Source organism: Serratia sp. S4 (assembly GCF_000347995.1).
Lineage (GTDB): Bacteria > Pseudomonadota > Gammaproteobacteria > Enterobacterales > Enterobacteriaceae > Serratia > Serratia quinivorans.
In genome coordinates this window covers 1,036,308-1,052,690 of sequence record NZ_KB661120.1, presented here as the reverse complement: position 1 = coordinate 1,052,690, position 16,383 = coordinate 1,036,308, and the positions used below count along the sequence as shown (strand labels likewise).

The window sequence follows — 16,383 nt, the reverse complement described above, 5'->3', positions numbered from 1 at the left end:
GCGGCTAAAGTTGCCCTTGGCCGATAAGGCCAGAGCGCAGAGATTGTCTTAAAGTGTAGAACCGGATCCGGAGCTGTTTTTCCGGATCGGTTCTGAAGTGTGGATCAGTGCTTAGCCAGCCTGGTGTTCAGCTGCCATGCTGCCGAACTTGCCGCCGTTGAAGTCCTGGAAAGCCTGCTGGATTTCAGCGTCGCTGTTCATCACGAACGGGCCATAACCGACGATAGGCTCGTCGATCGGCTCGCCGCTCAGAACCAGCAAGCTGACATCGTTATTGGCTTCGATAGTGACTGAATCCCCCGCACGGTCAAACCTGACCATTTGGGTTTCGCGCACCACTTCCTCGCCGTTAACATGAATGGCACCGTGCAGTATCACCAGCGCCAGCGTATGGCCTTCTTTCACCGTCAGCGTGGTGGTGTGACCGGCGTTCAGCTTCATGTCCCAGACATTCAGCGGGCTGAAGGTGCGTGCCGGGCCTGCTGCGTCGCCGAAGCTACCGGCAATCACCCGAACCTGCCCTGCGCCATCCGCCAGTGGAACCACCGGGATATCCGCATTCAGCAGCGTCTGGTAACCCGGCTCAGCCATTTTGTCCTTGGCCGGCAGGTTTACCCACAACTGCACCATTTCCATGGTGCCGCCGTTGCGCGAGAAGTCCCGTGAATGGAACTCTTCATGCAAAATACCCGAGGCGGCAGTCATCCACTGCACGTCACCAGGGCCAATCACCCCGCCGCTGCCGGTGGAATCGCGATGCTCGACTTCCCCCTGATAGACGATGGTCACCGTTTCAAACCCGCGATGCGGGTGCTGGCCAACGCCACGGGTGCCGGATGCAGAGCGGAACTTGGTTGGTGCCGCGTGATCCAACAGCAGGAACGGGCTCATTTCCGCCCCCAGATCGTTATAGGAGAACAGCGAATTCACCAGGAAGCCGTTGCCGACCCAGTGGGCTTCAGGGCTGTTGTAAATACCGAGGATCTTTTTCATCTTGAACTCCTGTTTCAGGTCTCACGACCTTAGGTTGATGCCAGAAGTTTAATCCAACGCCATTTGCTGCAGTAGTAGGCAAGATGTACACTCAGCGTTCTATAAATGGAACGATAAGGACAGACGATGTTCACTGATTTGAACGATCTGTTTTACTTCGCCGCCGTGGTCGATCACCAGGGATTCGCCCCCGCCAGTCGTGCGCTGGGTATTCCCAAGTCAAAACTGAGCCGCCGTGTGGCACTGTTGGAAGAACGCCTGGGCGTGCGCCTGATCCAACGCTCAACGCGGCGTTTCTCCGTCACCGACGTCGGCCAGAACTACTATGCACACTGCAAGGCGATGCTGGTGGAGGCCGATGCGGCGCAGCAGGCGATCGAACAAACCCGCGCCGAACCCTGCGGCACGGTGCGCATGTCCTGCCCGGTGGCGATCCTGCATACCCGTGTCGGCAGCATGGTGGCGGCCTTTATGGCCGATTACCCGAAAGTCACGGTGCACCTGGATGCCACCAACCGCCGGGTAGATGTGGTGGGGGAAGGCCTGGATCTGGCGATCCGCGTGCGGCCACCGCCGCTGGAAGACAGCGATCTGGTGCTGAAGATCCTGGCGCAGCGCACCTGGTGTATCGCCGCCAGCCCGGCACTGGTGCGCACCCTCGGCCCGGTGCAACGACCGGAGGATCTGCATAAGTATCCCACGCTCGATCTCGGGCCTGCGCGCGCACAACACCTGTGGCAATTGACCGGGCCGGACGGCGAAAAAGTGGAATGGGAACACAGGCCACGGCTGGTTACCGACGATATGCTGATGTTGCGTACCGCGGCGATTGCCGGCGCCGGTATTGTGCAACTGCCGTCGATGATGATGCGCGACGACATGTTGCGTGGCGAGCTGGTGCAACTGTTACCCGGCTGGCAGCCACAGGGCGGCGTGGTGCATGCGGTTTACCCGTCACGCCGTGGGCTATTGCCAGCGGTACGGCTGCTGCTCGACTATCTGGCGCAGCAGTTCGCGACTATCGAAGAAGAGTGATCAGCCGGTGATTTCGATGGCGTTGCCGTCCGGATCGCGGATGATCGCTTCGTAAAAACCATCGCCGGTCCAGCGTGGCGGCGCTTGCAGGATCCCCTCCTGCTGCGCACGCTGCGCCAGTTGATCGACCAGGCCCTCGTCGCCGACCGACAGCGCAATATGTGCCCAACCGACTCGTTCATTGGCCTGCTCCGTTGGCAGCAACTCCGGCAAACTCATAATCTCCAGCGTTGGGCCGCTAGCCAGGCTGACAAAACGGGAAACAAACCCCGGGCGATTCTTGCTGACGTACAATTCTCCGGCCACGCCGTTGAAGTAACGCTGCCAGAACGCCACCTGCGCATCAATATCACGGGTCCACAGGGCAACATGGGCTATTTTCATTTCACTCTCCAATAGGGGAATCGCTGTACAACACCTTGCCACCGCTGTGGGTCACCTGCTGTTCGAGCTGTGGGTGCTGGCCGGGAGGCGTTACCAAATAATCAACCCGGCTGGCATCGAGGAAACTGTAAGGGGCATAGGTATTAAGTTTGTCGCCGGTACAGAGCACCGCCACGTTACCGCAACGCGTCAGCAGGCGTTTCTTGAACTGGGCATCCTGATAATTCAGCGCCGAAAAACCGCTGCCCGGCTCATAGGCACAGATGCCGGTAAAGGCGATGTCGAAATAAAAACCGTCAATTTCCTGCACCGCTTTAGCGTCCACGCAACCACCGATGTCGGCATCCAGCTCACCGCCGATTAAAATAGTGCGGATCCCCGGCCTTTCCAGCATTTTGACGGCGATACTCAGTGAATTGGTCACCACTGTCAGCCCTTGGTCAGAGGGCAACAAATCGGCCAGGTAAAGGTGGGTGCTGCCGGCATCGAGGAAAATCACCTGATCCTGCTTGATCAACGCCAGTGCGGCCAACGCCAGCGCCTGCTTCTCATCACCGCTCAAATGCAGTCGTGCCTCGATCGGTCCGGTTGCCGGTGTCGGTGCCAGTGCGCCGCCGTAAATGCGCTTACACAGGTTCTGAGCCGCCAACTGGCGCAGGTCGCGCCGAATGGTGGCTTCGGTGGTGTTCAGGCGCTCGGCCATTTCGACCGCCAGCACCTGCCCCTGTTGCTGCAGCAGGGTCAGGATCGCTTCATGGCGTTGGTTGGGGAGCAGTTTGGACATTCTGTCTCTCGGTGGCGAACAAGTGATCATAAATGTACACAAATGTGCATAAACGTACAAATAATTCGAAAGCGGGGCTGGGCTGGTGGGTTTTGTGGTTGCCGTCGTGGTGGGCATTTACTGCTGCTGTTGCTGGAAGAAGGGATCGGGTAAGCACGGGAATTTCATCAGACGCTCTCCTCAGCCCGAATGATTTGACTATACTGAGGCAAGCAACGTTACCGCAGAACGTAACGGCTTGGGCGCTAAGGGAAAAAGATGCTGTCAAAAGTGGTGAAGTGGCTGTTTCAATTGCCGGGCAGGCTGTTTGGGGGAATTTTCAGGAGTCGCCTGACGATTTTTATCTTCTTTATGCTGATCGCCGTTGGGGTGTTCAGCGCCAAGCGCTATCTGCGCGCTCATCAAAATGACGATGAGTTTGTCTCGGTCATCCCCACTGATTACAACCGGGCTATTCAGCGTGAAATGCCGCTGCGCGAGGCACGTGAACAGTGCGGTGGCCCCCTGCATGACAATGCAGGACAACCCTGGCCAACCTCAGCCGGTTTCTTGCACCAGGCGGAACACCAGGCCAACGGGCGCCTGCAGCAACTGACGCTGGATAATCAAAACAACGATTTTCCGGTGTTGGTCAAACTGGAAACGCCCGGCCAGCCGCAACAGCTGGCCGAAGTGTTTATTCCCGCGGCCGGCAGTTTCCATCTCAAAACCAATCCGGCCGGCGAGTATGTCCTGAAGGTCAGAAATATCAAAAGCGGCTGTAACTTCCGCTCCCGGCCTTTCACCCTCAACAGCCAGCAGAATTGGCGGCTGCCGCTAACCCCGCAAACGGACGGCAGCGTGCGGCTACAGCCGATCAGCGATCGTGAGTTTTAACCCGAGCGCTTATTTCTTCACCGGGTGATCGCGGCGAAACAGTTCCCAGCTTTCAATTTCCTGGCCATCAGGCAGGGTACAGGTGGAATACTGGCCGTTGGCATTTTGTTTGGCATTCAATTTGCCGCCAATCTCGGTGCAATAAACGTCTGCCGGATTGGCCATGCCGATCGGTTTCATTTTAGGTGGGGGTGGCGCATCGTTGGAGTTCATGGTGCAGCCCTGTAGCATCGCCATCCCTGCGAACAGCGAGATCATCAGAATTTTTTTCATGTTTTCAGCTTATACAAATTAAAACGGCGGTAACTGTTGTTAACCGCCGTTTACGCTATCAGGAAATAAAGGATGCGCCCTGCTTCAGTACCAGATCGCAGGCCTTTTGCTTCACTTTTTCGGTAATTTGCGAGGTACCCAGGCTGTTCAGATCCAGGCTCTTGCCTTCGCCGGTTTGCAGCAGACCGCCCAGCCCTTGCTGGTAGTCCTGGCTCTTGGCGTTCTCAGGGCTGCTGATACCCAGCTTACTCAACAACTTGTCCTGTACCGCTTCAGTGCTGTTGCCTGACAGTACGTTGTTTTTCACACAGTACTGCAGGATGCCGGCGGCATTGGTCATGCTGTTGGAACTCAGCGCTTTATCACCGCCGTTCAACAGGCCGGTTAGTGAAGACAGTGACGTGCCGCCAGTGCTGTCGCCTGACTTGCTCAGCTCACCGGCGGCGCTGCTGAGAGAATCCATCAGTCCGGCAGCCTGAGCCGCGCCACAGGTCATAGTGGTGGTCAATGTCAGTGCCAGCAGTAAACGTTGCTTGGTGTTCATTAGGGTAAAACTCCTGTTATCTCGCCATTCCTGCCTGCTTCCATTGCCCTGTACGGCAGGGGAAATCAGGCGGGCCTATCCGGTGCAATAAGCGCAATGCGCTGGGTCACATCTTCGGACGCCACCACCGGCGACAAGTTCCTTTTAACTGACAATGCCGCGATTTTTTCGGAATTGAGGTAATTTTTTTGCTGAATAATCAGCAACAGGGGGCAGATCGAACGACCCGCCGGTGATTAGAACTGCCAGCGGAACCAGCCAAAGAACACGTTCCCGTTATTGTAGGTGCCGGGAATATAGGTGGCCTGGAAGGTCAGTTGTTTGTAACCGATAGAGGCCAACGGCAAGGGTGCCGGAATAGGGATGTAATTCCAGTTATCACGCGCGGTGATGCTGGCGGTAAAGCCCAGGCCAAGACGGAAATCCTTGTCCTCCAGCGGCCGCCAGATCTTCTCATAAGCGTAACCGCCGATCGGTTCCCACTTATTGAACGAATCCTTGAATACCATCATATAGAGGCCATGCCAGTCGCCGTCGCTGTCGTAACGCGAGATGCCATAGCCACCGCCCCACGGCCGCTCGTTGTACGAGTCGATTTTTTCCTGGCTGTAAGTCAGGCGGTTGTGCCAGGTAATTGCCGGCACATAGAGATCTTTATTCGGAGAGTTGTTCCAGGTTTCGGCCACGTTACTGGTGAAACGCTGCCACAGGCCCGGTTTTTCAGCCTGCGCGGAATTGCCATTTTCTGCACCAACCTCAGCGTAAGAAGGTAGTGCAGGAAATAGCAGCGCCACTGTGCAAGCCAAAATGGTCCGTTTAAAAAGCATTATCAAACTCCTGTAAAAAATAAGGCCGGGGATTTTTACCCATCACCTAATCAATATCAAGCTGTATCTTATTTATCCAGCCTGTTTCTCCCCCCTCGTTGTCACTTGGTTAAGTTTAGCCGTCATCAGGGGCGAGAGCCGATTTTGGGCGCTCAGGCTACCCTTCCCTCAGGGCAGCGTCTGTCAGAAAACTCCGCAATCGCCCCGCCACGACGGCAGGTTCTGGCGGTTATAAAACCTGTGGGAAAACTTCTTTTCTACTCTGGGTGTAGCGAAATGTTTACTGCCGACCGGCAAGCAAATGTAACGGCGGTCACGTTTTTAATCGGGACTGAAAACCCGTTATATCGGCGATCCCATCCAGCTCAGGCCCCCGTCGGGCAGCGCCGCTGTAAATATCGGGTTACATCGCTGCAATAGAGGCCAATGTCGTCGATAACGGGTGGATGGCAGGCAGCAATTTAACCCGCAGGCAAAAGTACCGAACGTTCAACCAGCGCCCCATGATCTGGCTACATACGCCAAATTTTACATATCTATTACATTCAATGAAAAATACCAACAACAATAGCCCTATATTTAATGCTGATTAGTCACAACGTAAACCCCCGAATACAAGCCACCTGCTCCCGACACCACCACCGCAACTTGAACAAGCCGATAGTTTAAATAATTGTTAAAGCTAACCAGCGAAGCCCTGCTCATACGGGTTCAGCGTTATTTCATGGTTCGCGACACAACATCACCGGCAATTAACTTTGCCGTTCTCTGCCTGATAAAAGAAAGATAAGAAATCCGGAGAAATACATGAAAATCACTATTGGAGCCTTTATCCTGCAACAGCTCCGCACCCTGAACATCGATCGTATTTATGGCGTACCCGGCGACTATAATCTGGCGCTGCTGGAACTGATTGAACAGGATGACAAGCTGGAGTTCATTGGCAACTGTAATGAACTCAATGCCTCCTACGCAGCCGATGGCTATGCACGGCTAAAAGGCGCCGGAGCGCTAATCACTACCTATGGCGTCGGCGACCTGGCCGCACTGTCCGGCATTGCCGGTGCCTACGCCGAATCGGCCCCGGTGGTCTGCCTGTCCGGTACCCCGCCGCTGCATGCCATGAAAAATCACCTGCTGCTGCACCACACGCTGGCGGACGGTAACTTTGATAACGTGATGAACTGTTTTAAACAATTCACCGTCGCCCAGGCATTAATTACGCCGGAAAATGCGGCTGTGGAAATTCCCCGCGTTATTTCCCGCGCCTGGACGGAAAAGAAACCGGTTTATTTGCAATTACCTTCTGATATTTGTGATGTAGAAATTGAAATCACTCAGGCGGTGGTACCACCACAATTACCCGCCAGCGACAAATATAATGTTCAACTGGCGGCAATGGCGTTGCTTGCGCGGCTAAAACTGGCAAAAAAACCGATTATTCTGGTCGACCAAATGGTGGACCGCTTTCAGCTACAACAATTGGTGATCGACGTGGCGCATAAATTCGCCATCCCGCTCACCAACATGCCGACGGCCAAATGCATTATTCCTGAAACCACGCCGGGCTGGATCGGCGGTTACAGCGGTAATCTGTCACGCCCCGAACTCTATGAACACATGGCGCACTCAGACTGCGTGCTGAGCTTCGGCGTACGGTTGGTGGACTCCACCACCGGCTATTTCTCGCATCGCATCCCGTCCGACGCGCAAATCGATATTCAGCCGTTTTCAGTGAAGCTGGGAGAGACTTCTTATCCGGCAGTGGCGACGACAGACCTGCTACAGGCGCTGCTGGCATTGGGTGAAGGCGTGGCAGATCATCAGCCGGCCGTGCTACCCGAAGCGCGCCATCGGCTACCGACGCCGAGCGAAACCCCAATCGATCAGGCTTATTTATGGCAGCGCCTGCAGCGCTTTATTCGGGCCGATGACGTGCTGGTGGTAGAAAACGGCACCTCGGGCGCGGCGATTGGCGGCATGCGGATGCCGGACGGCGTCCAGGTGGTCAATCAGCCGATTTGGGGCTCGATCGGTTATACCTTACCGGCGCTGCTGGGTACCATGATGGCTGCACCGGAACGGCGACACCTGCTGTTTATTGGCGATGGCTCGTTCCAGCTTACCGCGCAGGAAGTTTCCACCCTGCTGCGTTACGATCAGAAGCCGATTATCTTCCTGATTAATAACGACGGTTACACCATCGAGCGTTACATTCTCGGCGAAAATTCGTCGTACAACGATATTGGGCCGTGGGACTACGCCAAACTGCCTGCCGTGCTCAACACCCAGGCGACACCGTTTTGCGTGGCGGTAGAAACCACCCAACAGCTGGAGTTGGCGCTGGAGCACGCCTCACGACAGGATCAATTGACCTTTATCGAAATTAAGGTGCCGATGATGGACACACCGCCGGTGATGAAGGAGTTCTGCAACCGCTGCAATAACTTTAACTTCGGCCTGACCAACCCGCGCCGCGCTTAGCTCCATCAGCCGTTGCTCAGGTAACGGCGGATTTACCCAGAGCTTGCACCACCTGCTGCTGCAAGGTTTGCAGTAATGGGTGGTGCCGCCTGGCCCCCAGACGTAACGCATGCGCTACGGGTGGCAAAGGCAGACTGCGCTCAAAGTTGGCCTCGATCTGTACTCGCTGATCGACAGACTGCTGATTGAGCAGACCAATGCCCATTCCGGCAGAGATGGCCGCCAGCATCCCCGCTACCGACGGACACTCCACCGACACCTTATAAGCAATACCCGCGGCGCTCAGGCGCTCTTCAGCCAATCGGCGGTAAAAACAGTCCGGTCCGTAACTGACCAGTTTCACCCTGTCTCCAGGCTGATAGCGCCAACCCGGTGGTACACACCAGTGAATACGCTCCGTTGCCAGCACCACATCTTCTGCGCTCAGTGCATCGCAAAACTGTTGGTGTAGCACCAGATCCAGCGCTCCATGCTCCAGTGCATTACGCAACACCTGGCTTTGCTCAATGACCAGTTGCACATCCACCTGTGGATGTTGGTGAGTGAATGCCGCCAGCAGGGCAGCCAACTGAGGTAAAGACATCTGTTCCGTGGCACCAAAACGCACCTTCCCCTGCAATAATGAAGGAGAAAAATGCGCCAGTGCCCGATCGTGAGCCTGCAGAATCTGCCGTCCATGCGACAACAGTGCCTCGCCATCCGCTGTGGCAGTCAACGTCATGCCTTGACGATTGACCAGCGTGCGCCCCAACTGTTCCTCCAACCGTTTGATTTTCCAACTTACCGCCGACTGGCTGAGATTTAGCTGTTGCGCCGCACGCGTCATGCTACCGGTATCGATAACGCTTAATAGCGCTCGCAATGCATCAATGGATAAACGCTGATTCATAAGCAGGCCATGACAAAAATTGGATTTAATCACCATAACTTGTCATTGGCGTCATAGGAAGACGATGAGTATGGTTTGTGTACAACACGGCAACCGGATAATCAACATGAACGGCTTAACATCGGTGCTTAATCAGCAGGTTATTGTCAATGGCCATCGTATTGCCACCGGCATACATGGCACCGGCAACCCCCTGGTATTGGTACACGGCACCCCTGCCCACTCAATCATCTGGCGGGATTTGCTGCCCAGCCTGACGGCGGCAGGCTTTAGAGTCCATATCTACGATTTATTGGGTTACGGCGCATCAGAACGCCCATTGTCGGCTGACACTTCAATTGCTGCACAGGCAGATGTACTGATCGACCTGCTGGACCATTGGCAACTGGAGTCCACCCACGTGTTTGGTCACGATATTGGCGGCGCATTGTCGCTACGCGCAGCGTTTGGGCACTCCCGGCGCTTTCGCTCGCTGACCATCGCGGATATTTGCAGTTATGATTCCTGGCCTTCGCCAAGCTGGCGCGGCATCCGCGATAATTATCATCAGTACGCCGTCATGGACGCCTCACAGCATGAGCAAACCCTGGCTCGCCAACTGAAAATGGCGGTGTTCAACAAATCGCGGATGTCCGGAGAGCTATTACAGCACTATCTGGCACCGATCGTCGGCGTGGTCGGTCAACCGGCATTTTATCAACATCAAATCGCCCATTACGACGCGCGCTATACTGAAGACTTCGCCCAGCGCCTGCCTGAGCTACGTCTGCCGGTGCAAATCCTGTGGGGTGAGAACGATGAGTGGCAACCGGTCAGTTACGCCTATCGTTTGCAGGGCGATATTCCCGGTGCCAGGCTGCAGGTGATCCCTCAGGCGGGCCATTTTTTAATGGAAGACGCGCCGGAAACGGTAGCCCAACGGCTGGTGACGTTTATTCATTCACTTAAATCGGGCGAATAGGCTCTGGAGAACATGATGCAACTGATTGGCATGCTGGATTCACCCTACGTACGCCGGGTAGCTATTTGTCTGAAATTATTGGAGATCGAGTTTGAGCACCGCGCAATTTCGGTATTCAGCGGTTTTGAGCAATTCAAAACCATTAACCCGGTGGTGAAAGCCCCGACGCTGGTACTGGCCGACGATCAAATCCTGATGGACTCCTCACTGATCCTGGAATACGCCGCCGGCATCGCCCCCAGCGGTAAGGCTCTGCTGCCGACTGAGGGTACTGCGCGACTCTATGCCCTGCAACTCAATGGCCTGGCGCTGGCCGCCTGCGAAAAAACGGTGCAAATCGTTTATGAACAACAGTTACGGCCGCAGGAGAAACAGCATCAGCCCTGGTTGGATCGCGTTCAGGGCCAGTTGCTGGCAGCCTATGCCGAACTGGAAAAACAGTTGGTGCGAGCCGGCACTGCACTCGCGGTGATCGGCAGCGCTGAGGTCAGCGTGGCGGTGGCCTGGAGCTTCACTCAACTCATGTTGCCCGAATTGATTAGCGCCGATAATCATCCGACGCTGGCGGCATTTGCCGCCCAGGCCGAGCGGCATCCTGCATTTATCAGCACCCCACAGGTTTAACCCGCCGAGGCGCGGGTCATGCAACGTTGGCGCCGCTCATCCACCCGTTTGGCAAACCAGGCGGTGGTCAACTTGCGGGTGATTTTCGGGCTTTCCAGTTGAATGCCCGGCAGCATTTCCCGTGGCAGTTTCTTGCCGGTGGATTTCTCCGCCAGGGCATAGACTCGCTCATACAGGTCGGTGTCGGCAAACTCAGGCAAATCGCCCTTCTCCAGCGCCCGACGAATCGACGAGTCGCTCATGTCCAACCGCTTGCCGAGGGTGCGTACCGCCAGCTCGGTGGTGCCCGGCTTATCGGTACCGTAGTTAATCAAATCGCCGTCCAGCGCCAACGGAATGCCCGACGTGCGGCTGACTGCGCTCTGGAAGGCCGCGTTGCGGCTGGCGTACCAACCAGCATTGAAGTCGGCAAAGCGGTAAATCGGTTGGCTGTAGTTGGCCGGATAGCCCAACAGGTGAGCGATACCGAAATACATGCCGCCACGACGACTGAATACTTCGCGGCGGATGGTGCCGTCAATCGGGTACGGATAGCCTTTGGCATGGGCTTCGGCGAAGGCAATACTCACCTGCATCGGCCCGGCGGTATGCACCGGATTGAGGCTGCCAAACAGTTTTTGCCCCATCGGCACCGAATTAATCATGTCATCAAAGATATCGCTCAGATCTTTTTCGGTGCGCACCTTATCGAGCCGCTCGCTGTAGCTCTTGCCGTTTGGTGATTTGATCATCAGGGCGGTATGCACCAGGAAGTTGGGAATATGCAACTGGTCAGCGCGGCGGTCGATCTCTTTCCAGGCGATTTTTGGCAGCCCCGGCACTGGCGGGTTGGCCTGGAAGGTCGACTCCTGCTCGGTGACGGCCAGCACCGAACACAGGTTCTGGTCGCTGGGTTCAATACCCTGCGCGGCAAAAGCGGCGGTGATATCGGTGGCCCACCCCTGTCGGTCTGCGGTGTTGGCCGGCATTAACCGCACCAGTTGGGCTTTGACGTCTGCCGGATGTTGCACCGGCGTAGTGGTCGTGGTTTTGGTGCTACAACCGGCCAGCACCAACAGTGCACCCAGGCTCAATGGCTTGATAAAATGGCGAATTAGCATCTTTTCCCTGATCTTTTAGCATAAACTGCACTGACGTTAGCCCAGGCTGGGACCGTGATCCAGTTTAAATATGCCAATCCTCTCGTACGGCCACCAGGAAAATGCACTTTGATGATCTCAGGCATGTTCAAAGCGACCTTAAACATGTATTTTATATGCAACATATAGAATCGTAATGCGGCAACGCAGAACCCAAGGAGTGATAGATGAACCAACTGCTTTGTTATAAAACCCTGCCGGAGTGGAACAGCACCACGCTGCCAGAGAGCTTCCAGCAAAAGCACAACACCCAGAGCGGCACCTGGGCCAAACTCAGGCTACTGAGCGGGACATTAACCTTCGCACTGATGAACGAACAGGGCGAAACCACCGAAACCTGGCAGTTCAGCCCCGAGAGCCAACCGCCGTTTATCGAGCCACAGCAATGGCACCGCATCGTTTCATTCTCCGATGATATGACCTGCCAACTGGCTTTCTATTGCTCGCCGGAAGATTACTATCACAAGAAATACCAACTGACGCGTACCCACTCCGAAGTGATTGAGGCCGTACAGCAGATCGCACCCGGCAAGACGCTGGATTTGGGCTGTGGCGGCGGGCGCAACTCGCTTTATCTCAACCTGAAAGGCTTCGACGTCACCGCCTGGGACAAACACGGCCCGTCGATCGATAACCTCAACGGCATCATCGATAGCGAAGGTTTGTCGCACATTCGCGCCAGCGTGCAGGATCTCAATACTTATACTTTCAGCGGCGAATACGACTTTATCCTTTCCACCGTGGTGTTGATGTTCCTCAACCCGGCGCAGATCCCGCGGCTGGTGAAAAACATGCAGGACAGTACCGTCGACGGCGGTTACAACCTGATCGTCGCGGCGATGGATACCCCGGATTACCCTTGCAGCCTGCCCTTCCCATTCACTTTTAAACCGGGTGAGTTGAAAGACTATTACGCCGGGTGGGAAGTGCTTAAGTACAACGAGGACGTTGGCCAACTGCACAAAACCGATGCCGCCGGTAATCGCATTTCGCTGCGTTTCGCCACGCTGCTGGCACGTAAGCCATAACCCCTGTCTGCCTGCGCGTAACTGATGGCGAAATACGGCAATCAACATGAAGTTTATTACGTTGCCAACCCGCCCCCGCGGCGTTAGGATCGCGCCCGGCTACGGGTGTAGCCAGTGTTATTGGCTGTCAGTTCCGCGCATGGAGAGGTTATTGTGTTAGAAAGTTTTGGCGTCCTGAATCTTTGGACCTATCTGGCCGGGGTGATTTTTATCATCATCCTGCCGGGCCCGAATACGTTGTATGTGTTGAAAACCGGCGTAACACGCGGTGTGCGGGCCGGCTATACCGCCGCACTGGGCGTGTTTATCGGTGATGCAATCCTGATTTTCTGCGCCTACATTGGCGTGGCCTCGCTGATCCGCACCACGCCGTTTCTGTTTACCCTGGTGCGTTTTCTCGGCGCAATTTACCTGCTGTTCCTGGGTGCCAAGATTCTCTACGCCACCTTTATCCAGAAAAATGCCGAGCAGCATCAACAGATTGAAGGCAGCCACAGCATTCTGCGCAAATCGCTGACGCTCAGCCTGACCAATCCGAAAGCGATCCTGTTTTATGTGTCGTTCTTCGTACAGTTTATCGATTTCAACTATGCCCATACCGGTCTGTCGTTCACCATTCTGGCGTTGATCCTCGAATCGGTCAGTTTTATCTACATGACCACGCTGATCTTTTCCGGCGCGATGCTGGCGCACTTCTTTAACCACAAGAAAGGCCTGGCAAAACTGGGCAATGGTCTGATTGGCCTGCTGTTCCTCGGCTTCGCCACCCGCCTGGCGACCCTCAGCTCCTGATCCTGCCGATTAACGGCTGACTCATTCAGCCGTTATGTCACGCAGAGCAAACCGATTGTCAGGCAGACAAAAGTCCTGCCGCTGGGCCTGCTGTAGACTTTTAAGGTTAATGATAGCGACCTTTTTTGTCTGACAGGAGGGCGTATGCCTGACAACACCCTAGCAGTGATGGACAGCGTTTCGCGTTTTCTCGATCGTCATCATGGGCTGTATATTGACGGCCAATGGTGCGAGTCCAGTGCCGAACATCGGTTGGCGGTATTTAACCCCGCTGACGGAAGACAAATTTCCTCCACCGCCGACGCCAACGCACAGGACGTCGCGCGTGCCGTACAGTCTGCCCACCAGGCTTTCACCTCCGGAGTCTGGGCACAACGTTTACCCGCCGAGCGCGAGCGCATTCTACTGCGCTATGCCGACCTGCTTGAACAACACACCGAAGAGCTGGCCCAGTTGGAAACGCTGGAACAGGGTAAGTCTATCAATATTGCCCGCATGTTCGAGGTCGGCTGCACGCTGAACTGGATGCGCTACACCGCCGGGCTGACCACCAAAATCACCGGCCAAACCCTGGACGTGTCAATCCCGATGCCGCCGGGCGCCAAATATCAGGTGTACACCCGTAAAGAGCCGATTGGCGTGGTGGCCGGTATCGTGCCGTGGAACTTCCCGCTAATGATCGGCATGTGGAAGGTGATGCCGGCGTTGGCGGCGGGCTGCTCTATCGTCATCAAACCGTCTGAAACCACCCCGCTCACCCTGCTGCGCATGGCCGAACTGGCTACCGAGGCCGGTATTCCGCCGGGCGTATTTAACGTGGTAACCGGCAAAGGCACCGGCTGTGGCAAGGCACTGACCGAACACCCGTTGATCGCCAAAGTGAGCTTCACCGGCTCCACACCGGTGGGTAAAGGCATCGCGCGGGCGGCGGCAGATCGCCTGACCCGCGTCACGCTGGAGCTGGGCGGTAAAAACCCGGCCATCGTGCTGAAAGACGCCGATCAACAACAGGTTATCGAAGGCCTGATGGCGGGCAGTTTCCTCAATCAGGGCCAGGTGTGCGCCGCCAGCTCACGGATTTATATTGAAGCACCGATCTACGACAGCCTGGTTGCCGGGTTCGAGCAGGCGGTGAAGTCACTGACCGTCGGGCCGGGCATGGATGCCAATGCGCAGATCAACCCACTGGTCTCCAGCGATCACCGGAATAAAGTGGCGGCCTATCTGGACGACGCCAGATCCAAGCATGCGGAACTGATCAGCGGCGCAGCCGGGCCGGACTCGCAAGGGTTCTATATTCCGCCGACGCTGGTAATTAACCCGGATGATCAGTTGAATCTGGCACGCGAAGAAGTGTTTGGCCCGGTGGTGAATCTGATCCGGGTGGCGGACGTCGAAGAAGCGCTGAGCAAAGCCAACGACACCGATTACGGCCTGACCGCCAGCCTGTGGACCACCAGCCTGCAGGCAGCAATGGCTTATACGCCACGCATTCAGGCCGGTACGGTCTGGGTCAACACCCATACGTTGATCGACGCCAACATGCCTTTTGGCGGCTTTAAACAATCGGGTAGCGGCCGCGACTTCGGCCCGGACTGGCTGGATGCCTATACCGAATCCAAATCGGTGTGCATTCGTTACTAAAGAGCGCCTTCATCATCAATAGCGCCGCAGAAGGCGCTATTGATACTGCTTGCGATATTCGCTCGGCGAAACGCCAAAACGGCTTTTGAAGGCGGTGGAAAAGTGGCTGTGATCGGCAAAACCCCAGTCATAACCGATAGTGGCCAGTTTCTGTCGCTCCGGCGCGCTGCGTAACGCCTGTGCGCACAAGTCCAGGCGGCGGTGCTTGATATATTGCGCCACCACCAGCCCCTGACGAGCAAACATCCGATACAGACTGCGCACCGAAACGCCAAGCTCATCGGCGATCCACTCCGGCCGTAACTGCGGCGACTGAATATGCGTATCGATAAACGCCAGCGTACGGCTGAAGCTGCGTGGAGGGCTGTCTTCCCCCACCACGCGATCGACCAGCGCCGGACGCAACAGCGTCGCAACCGCGTTCAATATCGCCTCACTCTCTGGAGCGCTCATCTGTGTGTCTTGCATGCATCCCAGCACCAGTTGCCGGCTAAGGCGCACCACGCTGCTTTGTGCATCCAGCCGCCGCACGCACTGTACATCGGACGCAGACTGCTCAAGATAGCTGCGCGGCATCAGCAATGAAATTTGGCGGGAGTCTTGTTGAAAGGTAAAGCTGCTGGTGCGCGAAGCGTCGATTAGCGTGACGTCACCGGCGGACAACACCGCCTGCCGATCGCCCTGCTCCATCAATGAGCTGCCACGTAGCTGAAATACCGTGAAAAAGTGCGAACCGTCGCTACGGGCAATCTCCTGTTGGGTACGATACAACCGGGTTTGAGCGGCATCCACCACGCTCAGGCGCAGCGCGTGGGCACGGAATTCCTGCATAGCCCCGCTAAAGCCAGGCCCCAATGTCCTGGCGCAAAAGCGGCCGCAGGCGGAGTTGATTTTCGCCAACCACTCCTCGAAACCGGCCTCCCTGACCTGCGCGGAAATTGCCATGCTTTACCCCTTCACACATCAGCGACAAACGCTGTCGGCGTTGAACAGAAAATCAACATAACAACCCGATAACATACAAGCAATGCCGGAGCCGGGATCTGGCGCCGAGATCACAGATTGCGTCTTGCGCCACCCGATACGAAAAACCCGGCCGTAGCCGG

At 56.0% G+C, this 16,383-nt stretch carries 17 protein-coding genes; 8 read left to right on the top strand and 9 right to left on the bottom strand.

Features of this window, described 5'->3' with window-relative positions; genetic code table 11:
• Positions 1-111 precede the first annotated feature (111 nt).
• On the bottom strand, positions 112-993 hold the full coding sequence (locus SERS4_RS0105535; protein ID WP_012005441.1) for a pirin family protein: 882 nt from the start codon (positions 991-993) through the stop codon (positions 112-114).
• A gap of 126 nt (positions 994-1,119) precedes the next feature.
• On the opposite strand from SERS4_RS0105535, the gene SERS4_RS0105530 reads away from it, so the two are divergent.
• Positions 1,120-2,028 (top strand): LysR family transcriptional regulator, encoded by a 909-nt coding sequence (locus tag SERS4_RS0105530; RefSeq protein ID WP_012005440.1) that lies wholly within the window; start codon positions 1,120-1,122, stop codon positions 2,026-2,028.
• Here the strand turns inward: SERS4_RS0105530 and SERS4_RS0105525 are convergent, their stop codons facing one another.
• Together SERS4_RS0105525 and SERS4_RS0105520 are read right to left on the bottom strand one after the other, a co-directional pair.
• Complete coding sequence (locus SERS4_RS0105525) at positions 2,029-2,412, bottom strand: VOC family protein (RefSeq protein ID WP_012005439.1); 384 nt, start codon at positions 2,410-2,412, stop codon at positions 2,029-2,031.
• Position 2,413: 1 nt separating this feature from the next.
• A complete protein-coding gene (locus SERS4_RS0105520; RefSeq protein ID WP_017891765.1) occupies positions 2,414-3,196 on the bottom strand; it encodes a DeoR/GlpR family DNA-binding transcription regulator in 783 nt (260 codons plus the stop codon).
• Positions 3,197-3,454: 258 nt separating this feature from the next.
• Here SERS4_RS0105520 and SERS4_RS0105515 point away from each other — a divergent pair, with 258 nt between their 5' ends.
• Positions 3,455-4,072 carry a hypothetical protein gene (locus SERS4_RS0105515; protein ID WP_012005437.1) on the top strand — a complete coding sequence of 206 codons (618 nt, stop codon included), beginning with the start codon at positions 3,455-3,457 and terminating at the stop codon, positions 4,070-4,072.
• 9 nt (positions 4,073-4,081) lie between these two features.
• Here SERS4_RS0105515 and SERS4_RS0105510 read toward each other — a convergent pair whose 3' ends face one another.
• The 3 genes from SERS4_RS0105510 to pagP all read right to left on the bottom strand — a co-directional run bounded on the left by SERS4_RS0105510 (position 4,082) and on the right by pagP (position 5,719).
• Positions 4,082-4,345, bottom strand: a complete 264-nt coding sequence (locus SERS4_RS0105510) for a DUF333 domain-containing protein (RefSeq protein ID WP_012005436.1) — start codon at positions 4,343-4,345, stop codon at positions 4,082-4,084.
• 58 nt (positions 4,346-4,403) lie between these two features.
• Positions 4,404-4,889 carry a DUF2501 domain-containing protein gene (locus SERS4_RS0105505; protein WP_017891764.1) on the bottom strand — a complete coding sequence of 162 codons (486 nt, stop codon included), beginning with the start codon at positions 4,887-4,889 and terminating at the stop codon, positions 4,404-4,406.
• 236 nt (positions 4,890-5,125) lie between these two features.
• On the bottom strand, positions 5,126-5,719 hold the full coding sequence (gene pagP, locus SERS4_RS0105500) for a lipid IV(A) palmitoyltransferase PagP (protein ID WP_371257922.1): 594 nt from the start codon (positions 5,717-5,719) through the stop codon (positions 5,126-5,128).
• A gap of 804 nt (positions 5,720-6,523) precedes the next feature.
• Between pagP and SERS4_RS0105495 the strand changes: the two genes are divergently transcribed.
• Entirely contained in the window at positions 6,524-8,200 is a 1,677-nt protein-coding gene (locus SERS4_RS0105495; RefSeq protein WP_017891762.1) for an alpha-keto acid decarboxylase family protein, read from the top strand.
• A gap of 16 nt (positions 8,201-8,216) precedes the next feature.
• On the opposite strand, the gene SERS4_RS0105490 is transcribed toward SERS4_RS0105495, so the two are convergent.
• On the bottom strand, positions 8,217-9,125 hold the full coding sequence (locus SERS4_RS0105490; protein ID WP_017891761.1) for a LysR family transcriptional regulator: 909 nt from the start codon (positions 9,123-9,125) through the stop codon (positions 8,217-8,219).
• A gap of 70 nt (positions 9,126-9,195) precedes the next feature.
• Between SERS4_RS0105490 and SERS4_RS0105485 the strand changes: the two genes are divergently transcribed.
• Together SERS4_RS0105485 and SERS4_RS0105480 are read left to right on the top strand one after the other, a co-directional pair.
• Positions 9,196-10,050, top strand: a complete 855-nt coding sequence (locus tag SERS4_RS0105485; RefSeq protein ID WP_017891760.1) for an alpha/beta fold hydrolase — start codon at positions 9,196-9,198, stop codon at positions 10,048-10,050.
• A 15-nt stretch (positions 10,051-10,065) separates the two neighbouring features.
• Complete coding sequence (locus tag SERS4_RS0105480) at positions 10,066-10,674, top strand: glutathione S-transferase (RefSeq protein WP_017891759.1); 609 nt, start codon at positions 10,066-10,068, stop codon at positions 10,672-10,674.
• On the opposite strand, the gene SERS4_RS0105475 is transcribed toward SERS4_RS0105480, so the two are convergent.
• The gene (locus SERS4_RS0105475) at positions 10,671-11,774 is read right to left on the bottom strand and encodes a DUF1615 domain-containing protein (RefSeq protein ID WP_017891758.1); all 1,104 of its coding nucleotides are present in this window, start codon (positions 11,772-11,774) and stop codon (positions 10,671-10,673) included. The genes SERS4_RS0105480 and SERS4_RS0105475 overlap by 4 nt on opposite strands.
• 206 nt (positions 11,775-11,980) lie before the next feature.
• Here SERS4_RS0105475 and tehB point away from each other — a divergent pair, with 206 nt between their 5' ends.
• From tehB to SERS4_RS0105460, 3 genes are all read left to right on the top strand, one after another.
• On the top strand, positions 11,981-12,841 hold the full coding sequence (gene tehB / locus SERS4_RS0105470) for an SAM-dependent methyltransferase TehB (RefSeq protein WP_017891757.1): 861 nt from the start codon (positions 11,981-11,983) through the stop codon (positions 12,839-12,841).
• A gap of 153 nt (positions 12,842-12,994) precedes the next feature.
• Complete coding sequence (leuE, locus tag SERS4_RS0105465) at positions 12,995-13,633, top strand: leucine efflux protein LeuE (protein WP_017891756.1); 639 nt, start codon at positions 12,995-12,997, stop codon at positions 13,631-13,633.
• Positions 13,634-13,777: 144 nt separating this feature from the next.
• The gene (locus SERS4_RS0105460) at positions 13,778-15,277 is read left to right on the top strand and encodes an aldehyde dehydrogenase family protein (protein ID WP_017891755.1); all 1,500 of its coding nucleotides are present in this window, start codon (positions 13,778-13,780) and stop codon (positions 15,275-15,277) included.
• Between the two features lie 36 nt (positions 15,278-15,313).
• Here the strand turns inward: SERS4_RS0105460 and feaR are convergent, their stop codons facing one another.
• Complete coding sequence (feaR, locus tag SERS4_RS0105455) at positions 15,314-16,222, bottom strand: transcriptional regulator FeaR (RefSeq protein ID WP_017891754.1); 909 nt, start codon at positions 16,220-16,222, stop codon at positions 15,314-15,316.
• Positions 16,223-16,383: the final 161 nt, after the last annotated feature.